This is a genomic window from Neorhizobium galegae (assembly GCF_017877135.1).
Taxonomy (GTDB): Bacteria; Pseudomonadota; Alphaproteobacteria; order Rhizobiales; family Rhizobiaceae; genus Neorhizobium; species Neorhizobium galegae_A.
Genome location: NZ_JAGIPH010000002.1, coordinates 281,536 through 293,437 on the forward strand (window position 1 = coordinate 281,536; position 11,902 = coordinate 293,437).

14 protein-coding genes are annotated in these 11,902 nt (G+C 61.1%); 3 read left to right on the top strand and 11 right to left on the bottom strand.

Annotation, left to right across the window (positions count from 1 at the left end):
* Positions 1-89: 89 nt before the first annotated feature.
* Together J2858_RS08865 and J2858_RS08870 are read left to right on the top strand one after the other, a co-directional pair.
* Positions 90-632: an adenine phosphoribosyltransferase gene (locus J2858_RS08865; RefSeq protein WP_210104431.1), complete on the top strand. Its 543-nt coding sequence runs from the start codon at positions 90-92 to the stop codon at positions 630-632.
* Between the two features lie 75 nt (positions 633-707).
* Positions 708-1,322, top strand: a complete 615-nt coding sequence (locus J2858_RS08870) for a LysE family translocator (RefSeq protein ID WP_210104432.1) — start codon at positions 708-710, stop codon at positions 1,320-1,322.
* 59 nt (positions 1,323-1,381) lie between these two features.
* On the opposite strand, the gene J2858_RS08875 is transcribed toward J2858_RS08870, so the two are convergent.
* The 3 genes from J2858_RS08875 to ychF form a co-directional block, all read right to left on the bottom strand.
* Complete coding sequence (locus J2858_RS08875; RefSeq protein WP_210104433.1) at positions 1,382-1,849, bottom strand: MaoC family dehydratase; 468 nt, start codon at positions 1,847-1,849, stop codon at positions 1,382-1,384.
* Positions 1,846-2,316 carry a MaoC family dehydratase gene (locus tag J2858_RS08880; RefSeq protein WP_210104434.1) on the bottom strand — a complete coding sequence of 157 codons (471 nt, stop codon included), beginning with the start codon at positions 2,314-2,316 and terminating at the stop codon, positions 1,846-1,848. Before J2858_RS08880 ends, J2858_RS08875 begins: the two co-directional genes overlap by 4 nt.
* Before the next feature lie 129 nt (positions 2,317-2,445).
* On the bottom strand, positions 2,446-3,549 hold the full coding sequence (gene ychF / locus J2858_RS08885) for a redox-regulated ATPase YchF (RefSeq protein WP_210104435.1): 1,104 nt from the start codon (positions 3,547-3,549) through the stop codon (positions 2,446-2,448).
* Between the two features lie 237 nt (positions 3,550-3,786).
* Here ychF and clpS point away from each other — a divergent pair, with 237 nt between their 5' ends.
* The gene (clpS, locus tag J2858_RS08890; RefSeq protein ID WP_210104436.1) at positions 3,787-4,089 is read left to right on the top strand and encodes an ATP-dependent Clp protease adapter ClpS; all 303 of its coding nucleotides are present in this window, start codon (positions 3,787-3,789) and stop codon (positions 4,087-4,089) included.
* 60 nt (positions 4,090-4,149) lie between these two features.
* Here clpS and J2858_RS08895 read toward each other — a convergent pair whose 3' ends face one another.
* From J2858_RS08895 to J2858_RS08930, 8 genes are all read right to left on the bottom strand, one after another.
* Positions 4,150-4,968, bottom strand: coding sequence for a transglutaminase-like domain-containing protein (locus tag J2858_RS08895; protein ID WP_210104437.1), 819 nt, complete (start codon positions 4,966-4,968; stop codon positions 4,150-4,152).
* 74 nt (positions 4,969-5,042) lie between these two features.
* The gene (locus J2858_RS08900; RefSeq protein WP_210104438.1) at positions 5,043-5,939 is read right to left on the bottom strand and encodes a transglutaminase family protein; all 897 of its coding nucleotides are present in this window, start codon (positions 5,937-5,939) and stop codon (positions 5,043-5,045) included.
* 84 nt (positions 5,940-6,023) lie between these two features.
* The gene (locus J2858_RS08905) at positions 6,024-6,266 is read right to left on the bottom strand and encodes a hypothetical protein (protein ID WP_210104439.1); all 243 of its coding nucleotides are present in this window, start codon (positions 6,264-6,266) and stop codon (positions 6,024-6,026) included.
* 74 nt (positions 6,267-6,340) lie between these two features.
* Positions 6,341-6,526 (bottom strand): hypothetical protein, encoded by a 186-nt coding sequence (locus J2858_RS08910; protein ID WP_210104440.1) that lies wholly within the window; start codon positions 6,524-6,526, stop codon positions 6,341-6,343.
* Positions 6,527-6,847: 321 nt separating this feature from the next.
* The gene (pth, locus tag J2858_RS08915) at positions 6,848-7,579 is read right to left on the bottom strand and encodes an aminoacyl-tRNA hydrolase (protein WP_210104441.1); all 732 of its coding nucleotides are present in this window, start codon (positions 7,577-7,579) and stop codon (positions 6,848-6,850) included.
* 137 nt (positions 7,580-7,716) lie between these two features.
* Positions 7,717-8,436, bottom strand: coding sequence for a substrate-binding periplasmic protein (locus tag J2858_RS08920; protein WP_245365687.1), 720 nt, complete (start codon positions 8,434-8,436; stop codon positions 7,717-7,719).
* 43 nt (positions 8,437-8,479) lie between these two features.
* Complete coding sequence (locus J2858_RS08925) at positions 8,480-10,855, bottom strand: EAL domain-containing protein (protein ID WP_210104442.1); 2,376 nt, start codon at positions 10,853-10,855, stop codon at positions 8,480-8,482.
* A 235-nt stretch (positions 10,856-11,090) separates the two neighbouring features.
* Complete coding sequence (locus tag J2858_RS08930) at positions 11,091-11,690, bottom strand: 50S ribosomal protein L25/general stress protein Ctc (protein ID WP_210104443.1); 600 nt, start codon at positions 11,688-11,690, stop codon at positions 11,091-11,093.
* Between the last annotated feature and the right edge of the window lie 212 nt (positions 11,691-11,902).

Here is an 11,902-nt window from a genome sequence, read left to right on the forward strand (position 1 = left end):
CATTGATCCTGTAGAGAGGCGGCTTCGGCCGCCTTTCGCGTGCAAGGCGCCTTGCCCGCCCCCCTAGCAGCCCTTCACTGGAAGATCCGATGTCCGATATTGCAACGACGCTCGCCACCGCCATCCGCGCCATTCACGATTATCCCAAGCCGGGGATCATCTTTCGCGACATCACGACCTTGCTCGGCAATGCCGGCGCTTTCCGCCAGGCGGTCGATGAACTGGTGCGGCCCTATAACGGCCTTGCCATCGATCAGGTGGCGGGGATCGAGGCGCGCGGCTTCATCCTCGGCGGTGCCATGGCGCATCAGCTCTCTTCCGGATTCGTGCCGATCCGCAAAAAGGGCAAGCTGCCGCACCAGACGGTGCGCATGGCCTATAGCCTGGAATACGGCACCGACGAGATGGAGATGCATGTGGATGCAGTGCGCCCCGGCGACAAGGTCATCCTCTGCGACGACCTGATTGCCACCGGCGGCACGGCCGAAGGCGCCGTCAAGCTGCTGCGCCAGCTGGGTGCCGATGTCGTGTCCGCCTGCTTCGTCATCGACCTGCCGGAGCTTGGCGGGCGACAGAAGCTCGAGGCGCTCGGCGTCGAAGTGCGCACATTGGTGTCCTTCGAAGGGCACTGATCCCGCCTTGCGGGACTTGTGCGGCAGGCCGCGCGGGCATAGCCTCAAGGCATAACAAGCTTTGAGGGAACGGATATGGATCTTCACACGCTGATCGCCTTTGGGGCGACGTTTTTCGTCTTTGCCGCAAGTCCCGGCCCCGACAACATGACCATCCTTGCCCGCACCGTGCAAGGCGGTGCTGCCTCCGGCATCGCCTATGGGCTTGGCACCGTCACCGGCATCCTGATCTTCCTGTTTCTCGCCGCCTTCGGCCTGTCGGCCGCGGCAGGAGAAATGGGTTTTGGCATGACCGTGCTGCGCTATGCAGGTGCTGCCTATCTCGTCTGGATGGGCCTGCGCCTGTGGACATCGCCTGCGTATGTGCCAGAGGAGAAGGCGGTGGCCGAACCAGGTGATCTGAGACGCGGGTTTCTCGCGGGCGTCGTGCTCAATCTCGGCAATCCGAAAATGCCGCTGTTTTATGTCGCCCTGTTGCCGAATGTCGTCGGCCCCAACCTCACGCTGCTGCAGGCCGCAAGCCTTGCTCTGGTGATCCTGCTTGTCGAGGTGGTGGTGATCGGCGGCCATGTGCTTTTGGCAAGGCGCGCGCGTGGCCTGATGCGCAGCCCGCGCGTGGTCAAGCGGATCAACCGGGGCGCCGGGGCCGCGATGGTCGGAGCGGGCGTTGCGGTCATCGCCACGCGCTGAGGAAACGGTTGCGGCCGGCGATCAGCATCCGGCCGCATTGGCTTCTACGACCGGATTGGTCAGGCAAAATCCAGCACGCTGCTTTCGAACCGCAGCACCATCTCGCCGTTCTGGTTGATGCCTTCGTTGAGGGTCGAATTCAGCCAGGTGCCGGGGCGCGAGGCAAGCTCGCGCGTGTCGGTGAGAGTCACCGAATAGGTGATGCGGTCACCCGCATAGACGGGTCGCAGCCATTGCAGCTTGCGAAAACCGGGCGAGGGGCCAAGTTTCGGCGGCGCGATCCCCTGCTGTTTGAGGCGTGGGAATTCCTCGGCAAAATGGGACAACAGCATCTTCATCCAGCCGGCGCAGGTATGCCAGCCGGAAGCGCAGAGCCCCCCGAACACATAGGATTTGGCCGCTTCCGCATCCATGTGGAATGGCTGCGGATCGAATTTTTCGGCGTAGCGGATGATGTCTTCGGCCAAAAATTCCAGCGTGCCGGTCTCAATGCGGGTGCCGATGGGATAAAGCTCAGCCAGCCTCATGCGGCGGTCTCCTTGGCGCTGCGCATCGAAAACATGATGACCTGTTCTGCCACGCAGACGGTGTCTCCGCGCTGGTTCTGCAACTCTGTACGCATGCGTACCAGCCCAATGCCCGGGCGGGACTTGAGCGGACGCGCTTCCAGCACAAGACCCTCGCCCGACAGCGTGTCGCCGGCAAGAACCGGTTTCTTCCAATCCATCACATCGACGCCGGGGGCACCCTGGCAGGTGGAATTGCCGATATAGCTGTCGACGATCATGCGCATCTGCAAGGCGGCGGTGTGCCAGCCGGAGGCGGCAAGGCCGCCCAGAATACTCGCCTTTCCGGCCTCTTCCGACAGATGCATCGGCTGCGGATCGAATTCGCGGGCAAATTCGATGATCTCTTCGGCCGTGACCGTGCGAGGCCCGAGCGGAAAACTGCGCCCCTCATGAAAATCCTCAAAATGCAGCATTGCTCTTCCCATTCACGCTGATCAGACAACCATAGCGGATGTTCCTGTCATTCCAAGCTGTTTGCGGAAACGGCCGGCCCCAAACGAAAACTGCCGCCCGGGCAAGGGGCGGCAGCGCAATCGACAAAAGCCTGGAGAGGCTCAGGTGTTGAAGCGGAAGTGGATGACGTCGCCATCCTGCACGACATATTCCTTGCCTTCGTCGCGGCCCTTGCCGGCTTCCTTGGCGCCTACTTCGCCCTTGTAGGCAATGTAATCGTCATAGGCGATGGTGAAGGCGCGAATGAAGCCGCGCTCGAAATCGGTGTGGATGACGCCGGCCGCAGCCGGCGCCTTGGTGCCGCGCCGGATGGTCCAGGCGCGGGTTTCCTTGGGGCCGACAGTGAAATAGGTGATGAGGTCGAGCAGGTTGTAGCCGGCGCGGATCAGGCGGTCGAGACCGGCTTCCTCAAGGCCGAGCGCCGAGAGGAATTCCTTGGCTTCCTCTTCCGGCAGCTGCGCCACTTCCGATTCGATGGCCGCCGAAATGATCACGCATTCGGCCCCTTGCGCCTTTGCCATTTCGGCCACGGCCTTGGTATGGGCATTGCCGTCCACTGCATCGGCTTCCGCCACGTTGCAGACGTAGAGAACCGGGTGGGAGGTCAGAAGGTTCAAACCCTTCAGGATCTCGATCTCGTCGGCGGCAAGGGTGGCGAGGAGAAGGTGGGCGGGCTTGCCCTCGTTCAGGAGCTTCACCACCGCTTCCATGATCGGCAGCTGGGCAAGCGAATCCTTGTCCTTGGAGGCGGCGCGCTTGCGGGTCTGCTCGACACGGCGTTCCAGGCTTTCCAGATCGGCGAGCATCAGCTCGGTCTCGATCGTCTCGGCATCGCCGACCGGATTGATGCGGCCTTCGACATGGGTGATGTCGTCATCCTCGAAGCAGCGCAGCACATGCACCACGGCATCCACTTCGCGGATGTTGGCGAGGAACTTGTTGCCAAGCCCTTCGCCCTTGGAGGCGCCGCGCACCAGGCCCGCAATATCCACAAAGGAGATGCGGGTCGGGATGATTTCCTTGGAGCCGGCCACGGAAGCGAGTTTTTGCATGCGCGGATCGGGCACGGCCACTTCGCCGGTGTTCGGCTCGATGGTGCAGAAGGGATAGTTTGCCGCCTGTGCCGCCGCCGTCTTGGTCAGCGCGTTGAAGAGGGTCGACTTGCCGACATTCGGCAGACCGACGATACCGCATTTGAAGCCCATAAGGGTTCCACCCGTCCTTGATTTAGATTGACCGTGGCTATGGGGGAAACACGCCATGGGGTCAAGGGCAACGGCCCATTCCGCCGCGTTTCCGGCCGCCGAAAGCACTTGCCGCCTTGCTGTGGACGAAGACTCTTCCTATTTTCATGATGATGCGCGCAAACGCTGTTGTACGCGCGCGAATGACCCATGAAATCCCGGCTGCACCGCCTCAGGTGACACAGGAGGCCCGCCGCCATGGCGAACGGAACTACACTCAAGCCGAAGAGCACAACGAAGCTGGAGCGACCCAAGCTTTACAAGGTCATTCTGTTCAACGACGATTATACGCCGCGCGAATTCGTCACGCTGGTGCTGAAGGTTGTTTTCCGCATCGGGGAGGATGCTGGCTACCGGGTGATGATGACGGCACACAAGCTCGGCTCCTGCGTCGTCGTCGTCTGCGCCAAGGATATTGCCGAGACAAAAGTCTCCGAGGCCATGGATCTGGCCAAGGAAGCGGGCTTTCCGCTGATGTTCAAGGCCGAGCCGGAAGAGTGATTCTGCCGGCCGTCGCAGGTATTGAAGATCCCGCCTGCGACGCTGCCCAAGGTGGCGCCGTCACATCGCCTGGGCAGGGATTTCGTCGGTTATAACTTCGAAATGCTTGAGGGCCGCCGGGCCAAATGCAGTCGTCAGCGCCACATCGGTTGCATCCCGGCCGGTGGCCATCAGGATACGGCCAATGCGCGGCTTGTTGTGGCGCGCATCCACCGTGTGCCAGCTGCCGCCGAGATAGACCTGGAACCAGGCGCTGAAATCCATCGGATTGACGTCCACGGGCACGCCGATATCGCCGAGATAGCCGGTGCAGTAGCGCGCCGGAATGTTCATGCAGCGGCAGAGCGTGATGGCGAGATGGGCAAAATCGCGGCACACGCCGGTGCGGTCGGTGAAGCCGCCAAAGGCGGTGCGCAGCGGATCTGCCTTCTGGTAATCGAAGGCGATGTGGTTGTGGGTGAAATCCAGAATGGCCTTTACGCGTGGCCAGCCGAGCGGCGTGTCGGAAAAGGTCTTCCAGGCAAAATCGGCCAGACGATCCGTATCGCAGTAGCGGCTGCCGAGCAGAAACACCAGAACCTCGTCCGGCAGATCCTTGATCTCGTGCTGGTAGGCATTCTCCGGCACTGGATCGGCAAGGCCGCCGTCATAGATTTCAAAATCTGTGGTGATCGTGGTGAGGCCTGCCGGAGCCACAATGCGGCTGCAGGCATTGCCGAAACCGTCGAGATAACCACGTGCCTCGATCGGGCGGTCGAAACTCAGCGTCTGCTCGCCAAGGAGGTCTGCCCGGCGCGAGGGGTGGATGTTGAGAACCAGCAGCATGGCCGTGTCCTGCGGGCATTCGTAGCTCAGGCGAAAGCCCGCGCGGATTTTCATGGATGTTTGTCCTTGATCGAAAAAGGGAGTGGCGACTTCATGCGTGGAACGGCTTTCGGTGGTGGTTGTTCCGCTCATCCTGTATGGGTTGTGCTGTTTTCGTCCGTCGTCACGTTGATCTGCACGGTCATGTCGTCGAAATCGGAAGCCTTGCCGTCATAGCTGCCGGAGAGCGGCACGGCCTGGCGCGGATCGCGCGCCACACCGACACGGATGAGATCCCGGTTGCCGACGATGCCATTGGTCGGGTCAAACTCCACCCATCCGGCGCCGGGCAGGTAGACCTGGCACCAGGCATGGGTCGAACCGCCGCCCAGCGTGGTGGAACCGTCGCGGTCTGGCACATAGATATAGCCGGTGACGAAACGCGCGGCCATGCCGAGTGTGCGTGCCGCCTCCATCATCAGAAGCGCAAAGTCGCGGCAGGTGCCGCGGCGCAGCGAGAGCGTCTGAAGCGGCGTCTGCGTGCCGTGCTCCAGCCGCCGCTGGTAGGTGAAGCTTTCATGGATGCCATAACAAAGCGTCATCAGCAGCCGGCCGGTCTCTGTCGGCTGGCCCTGGCGCACGAACTGGCGCGTCCAGCGTCCGAGCTGATCCTCCGGGTCGGGAAACTGGCGCGCAATGGTGCGCTCAAGGTCCGGCGCTTCTTCCGGATCATAGGCAAAAGGATAGGTGAGGGCCTCTTCGTCGATCTGCAGATCGAGCGCAACCTGCTCTGAATGCTCAAGACGGATGTTGGTTTCGAACCGAAGCTTTTTGGCCCGACCGGAAAACTCGATGAGCGCCACGCAATTGCCGAACACGTCATGGATCCACCGCACCGATTGCGGCGGCGGATGGATGGCGAGATCGGAACTGAGGAGCGTCTGATCAAAGCTGTCGCGCGGCCGAAACATCAGGCGGTGCTGCCCGAAGGCGACCGGCCGCTTGTAGACATATTCGGTGATGTGGCGAACGGAAAATATCGTCATGCGATTATCGCCTTCCGGTCATCGCGGTCGCGTGCGGCGCCGGGCGGATGCGTCGATGAAAGCCCGCATCCGCGACAAAGGCCGTCAAGCCCGACGCAGCAGCGGGTAGTCCTGCGCGTCATAAAGACGGCGGATGCCGTTGCCGTCGAAGCGGGTCTCGTCCACCTCCAGCACACAACCGCGTAACTGCACGTCGGGCATGTCCTCGATGGCAAAGCGTACCGCTTCGGCAACGGTGTCGAACCGCCGGTAGCGCACGCGGGTGGTGCGCTTGTTGGTCTTGCACGGATAAAGTCCGGCGCTTGCGTTGTAGTCGATGGTTGTCACGTCAAACTGTCCTGCGGCCGTCAAACGGCCTTCAATCGGGGTTGGGTCGTCTTCTTGGGTGTCGGCGGAAAGGATCAGCCGGCGGGTTGCAGATGCGACGCGCGTTTGGTGAGGCGCTCCTGCTTTTCGATCATCTTGCGTTCGCGCAGTCGAAGCGCCTGGCTGTTGCGCAAGGCCTGCAGCTTGGCGGCATTGGAGCCGGCTTGCGGCTCTGGCCTCGCAAACAAAAGTGCTGCGGCGGTACGGGGGGTATGAAACATGGTTGTCCTTGAAATCTGGGTCGATGGCGCAAGAAACGGATTTGCTGGCGCGCTCCAGCCGGTCGGGCTGAAGTTCTGAAAAACGTTCGCAAAATCTGGGGGTCGCCAAGCAGCCTAGAAGGCAAGGATGATCAGGTAGCCGAAAAGGCTGTAAACGTATGGCTTCAACATAAGCTCTCTTGGCGAGACTTCAAGGAAAATTGCGCGCTGATACTGCATTGCCGCGATTTATACGCCGGAGGTCTGCGCAGAGACCGCGCTACAGGGCGTCTGACCGGCACCGGTTGCCGCGCAGCGCGGCCAAGTCTGCGGCCTGCGGCGTCATTCCTTGTCCTTGGCGCCGAACATCTTCTTCAGCATGTCGGCCATGGGGCCGGTTGTCGGCAGGGCCTTGGGTTGGGCGAAATTGCGGGCGGCGCGGATATGCGACTGGCCGCCACCCGGCTTTTCCGGCTTCTTTGCCGTCTTCGGCTCGTCGTCCGGCTTGGCGCCGACGGCGAGCGCCAGCTTGTTCATCAACTGCGAGTCCTCGGCCTTCACCAGCATCTCGGCATTGTCGGCGAGTGTGTCGAGCAGCGGATCGAGCCAGACGCGGTCTGACTTGGCGAAATCGCCGAGCACATGGTTTTGCACCTGCTCCTTGGAGCCCGGATGGCCGATGCCGAGCCGCAGGCGGCGGTATTCGCGCCCGCAATGGGCATCGAGCGATTTCACGCCATTATGGCCGCCATGGCCGCCACCCGTCTTGATGCGGGCCTTGCCCGGCACGAGATCCAGCTCGTCATAGATGGCGATGATCTGCTGCGGCCCGAGCTTGTAGAAGCGCATGGCTTCGCCGACGGCCTCGCCGGAGAGGTTCATGAAGGTTTGCGGCTTGATCAGCAGCACCTTTTCGGAAGCCAGTTCCCCTTCCGAAATCTCCGCCTTGAACTTTTTCGACCAGGGCGAAAAGCCGGGCCGGCGCTGGATGGCATCCACGGCCATGAAACCGATATTGTGGCGGTTGCCGGAATATTTGGAGCCTGGATTGCCAAGGCCGGCGATGATGAGCATCTGAGACTTCTCCTCGACGCGCTGCCCGTTTGAACGTGATGCCGCTGGCTCTGGTCGTCGGCCGACTGCGCGGACGTTTGGGACCGCGAAACGGGCATGAAGTCAAGCCTTTTTGGCAGGATCACCGACACTTGGTATCAGTGCACCAGCTCGACACCGTAGGCGCGGTAGATCCTGTCGACCGTGCCATTGGCCTTCAGCCGGTCGAGGGCGGTCTGCATGCGGGCGATCAGCGCGTTGGCGACCGATTTGTTGCAGGCGATGGCCAGTTCCTGTTGTGACAGTTCAACCACCGGCTCGATCGGCTGCTGTTCTTTGAGGAGTTTCTTCATGACAGGCTGGGACATCGGCATGAGGTCGATGCGTCCGCCCAGAAGCTTGGCAAGGGTAAGATCGAAGCTGGCGCTGAGATCAATCCCGGTAAATCCCTTCTGCTGGAGAAGGGCTTCCGTATAGTCGTCCCGTTGGGTTCCGATCCGGTAGGCTTTGGCCGCAGCAAGATTTGGCACATGGACAGCGCTTCCGGCGCGGCGCACCAAGCTGTTGCGATCCATCTGCATGGGGCCCACCCATTTGAAGCGGTTCTCGCGCTCCGGGGTTCTCGCCGTTGCAAAGACGCAGTGATCCGGCTGTGTCTCGGCAAGCGCCAGCGCGCGTGCCCAGGGCAGCACTTCAATGGTGAAGTGCATGTCCGACCCGGCTTCCATCATCATCCGGCTCACCTGCTCCACGCCGGCGCCGGCGGGCACGCCGTCCTTGAGAAAACTGAAGGGCGGGTAGGATTCCGTGGTGAAGGCAATGCTTGCAGCACAAGCCGGACTGCCCACCATGCAGATGATTGCGATCAGAAACCTCATGCCGCGTCCCCCGGAGTGCCTCTTGCGCGTCCCTAGTATGACCTCATCCCGTCAGGCTTTCCAGTGGCGCTGCAGAGCGGGAAAGATCCGTCATCAGGTCGTCGATACTGCGCGGTAAAGAGAAGAGAAAGCCCTGCGCGCAATCGACGCCGATCTGTTTCAAAAGCTCGTGCTGGCGACGTGTTTCAACGCCTTCGGCAATCACCGTGCAGTTCATCTTGTGCGATATGGCGCTGATCCCTTCGATGAGCATGCGGTTCTTTTGCCCGATTTCGGAGGCCTCCTTGCCGATGGAGCGGATAAAGGATTGGTCGATCTTGACGATGTCGACCGGGAAACGGCTCATGTAGCTCAGGGACGAATAGCCCGTGCCGAAATCATCGAGCGCGATGCGGCAGCCAAAGGCGTGGATCTCGTCCAGGACCTTTCGCACCTCCGGATCATCATGCATCAGCACGGCTTCGGTGATTTCCAGCACCAGCCGATGCGGCAGGATGGCATGGCGGGCAATGAGCGCTGCCAGGCGCGCAGGCAGGCTGGGCTCGAACTGCAGTGGCGAGAAATTCACCGCCACATAGGCCTCGTCCATGCCGGGCATGGCGGAAAGCCGCGCCAGATTGGACAGCGCGTCCTCAAGGATCAGACTGCCGATCTGGTTGATGGACCCGGTTTCCTCCGCCACCTCGATAATGCTGGAGGGAGATAGCAGGCCCTTGCGCGGATGGCGCAGACGCATCAACGCCTCGAAGCCGACGATCTGGCGCGTCGTCACATCGACGATCGGCTGGAAATGCGATTCAAACCAGTTGGCCGAGAGGGCAACCGCAATGTCGCTTTCGATTTCCGCCCGTTCGCGCGCCCGGTCCAGAATGGCTTCGTTATAGACGACGGCGCCGTTCTTGCCCTCGCGCTTGCGGGTGTACATGGCCATGTCGGATTTCTGCAGCAGTTCAGCGGCAAAGCGGGCATGGCGGGGATAAAAGGCAAGGCCTATGCTGGCGCTGAGGCGCACGGCCGTTCCATCCGCCTGAAACGGCATGTCGAACAGGTCGACGATCTTCTGGCAGATGTCGCGTGCCCGCTCTTCTGCGCCGATGCCTGTAATCAGCAAGGCGAATTCATCGCCTCCGAGACGCGCCGCCACGTCATGCGCCTTGATCAGCGGGGCGATGCGCTCTGCAAACTGGCACAGCACGCCATCACCCACCGCATGGCCCAGCGTGTCGTTGATGGACTTGAACCGGTCGAGATCGATGAACAGGCAGGCGATCTCCGATCGCGTCGCGTCGGCTTCTACGATCTTTTCGTCCAGCACCGCCTCGAAACCCTGGCGGTTCAAAAGACCGGTCAGGTGATCGGAGATGGCCTGGCGCCGGTTGCGCTGTTCGGACTGCTTCAGTTCGGTGACGTCGGTCATCACACTGAGCGAGGTCGGCATGTCGCTGCCGGATGAGCGCAGCTCCGTCTCGAGGATCAGCACGTCCATCACGCGCCCGTCGGCGCAGCGAAACCCGACGGTCACTTCGCAGGCGGCACTGCTCGGGCGCATCTGCTGCTTGCGTGCCCGGTAGCGCGCCCGGTCGGCAGCCACGATCAGATCGATGAACGGGGTGCCGAGCACGTCCGCGCGCGCATAGCCGGTGGCCAGCAGCCAGTAATCGCTGACCGCCCAGATCATGTCGTCGCCGTTCAGCGAAAACAGCATGGCCGGCGTCAGGTTGTAGGTTTCCGTCGTCTGCTGGTGGGCGCGCTTCAGTTCGTGCTCCTCGCGCTCCAGCTCGATCTGCATCTCGTTGAAGCTTTGCGCCAGCCGTCCTATCTCGTCAGTGGAACGCCAATCGACATGATGGCGTGAGCCGAGCCGGCGGGTGGCCTCGATGGCGGCCGTCAGCCGCATCAGCGGCCGGATCACCATGATGCGGTTGCCGAGAATGGCTGTGACGAAAACCGTGATAATGGCGACCGTGAAAATGGAAATGAACGCGATTTCCATGGCGCTCAGCGAAGAAAACAGCCCGAGCTTGGTATAGTAGATGGTGAGCGTGCCGACCTCTTGCAGTCCATCGGCCGAACGGTACTGGATCGTCTGCATCGCCTTGGTCAACGGCTCGTCGCCGTCTTTAAGGTTGCTCTCCGTCACGTCCAGTTTGCCGAGCGTATCGCTGACCTGAACAACCCGAATGCCCGGTTCGCCGATCAGTTGTGAGGTCACCAGGCGAATGCTGTCGAGATCGAGATCCCATAGCGGTTTGCTGAGCGCCTGTGCATTGACGTTCAGGCGAATATCGACGCGCTCCCTCAGGCTCTGTGTCGCCTGCTGTGAAGACAGGACGAGAAAGAGCGTAAAGAGCGGCGCGACGACGATCAGAAGAGCGCCGGAAATAATCGCAATAAAACGACTTTCGACCGAATGGCGCATCGATCTGACTGGCGCTCCCGTTTCTTTCTCGAATGTCGGCTTATACCTGCCGAGCGGCCATGCTTCCATTCATTGATTAAGCAATCTTGAAGCGAGACTAGCAGAAACCGACAGGGTGTTGCGAGATTTGTCTACTGTCGGGATGCTGATCGAGGAGAGTAACAGACCTGCTTCAACGTAAAAACCCGCCCTCGTGAGAAGGCGGGTTCGAACGAATGCCGGTGAAGCGCGAGGCTTACTCGGCAGCGCCTTCTTCTTCGGACGTGCCGCCAGCCGGAGCAACGATCGTGGCGATGGTGAAATCGCGATCGGTGATCGTCGGCGTTGCGCCCTTCGGCAGCTTGACAGCCGAAATGTGGATGCTGTCGCCGATCTTGAAGCCGTCGAGGTCAACCGTGATGAATTCCGGAATGTCGTTGGCCGGGCAGGTCATTTCGACTTCGTGGCGAACGATGTTCAGAACGCCGCCGATCTTGATGCCGGACTTTTCTTCGTTGATGAAGTGAACCGGAACGTCAACCGTGACCTGGCTGTCTGCGGAGACGCGCAGGAAATCGACGTGCATGGTGAAGTCGCGGACGGGATCGAGCTGGTAATCCTTCGGCAGAACGGAGATCTTTTCGCCGTTATACACGATGGTGGCGACGGTGGTCATGAAACCGCCGGCGTGGATGCGCTTCGTGACCTCGTTGGTCGACAGAGCGATGGAAATCGGGGCCTGCTTGTCACCATAGATGACAGCGGGGATGAAACCGTTGCGGCGAAGTTCACGGGAGGACCCCTTACCAACCCGTTCGCGCGCCTCGGCCTTGAGCTCGTAAGATGCGTGGCTCATGGCTATTCCTTTCGAGGTTATTTGGAGAACCCGTCGACGGCGCTTTGGCCATACAGCGGGTCGGAAGGGCATCGTCCGATGCGCTTCATCCGCGTTGCCTCCAAGGGTGTCTACGCGGACGAGGGGCCTATAGACCAAGTGGCGCGGGCTGGCAAGCAAAAGCCTTGCAAACGGGCTATTTCCACCCTTTGACCATGCCCTTCAAATGAAAA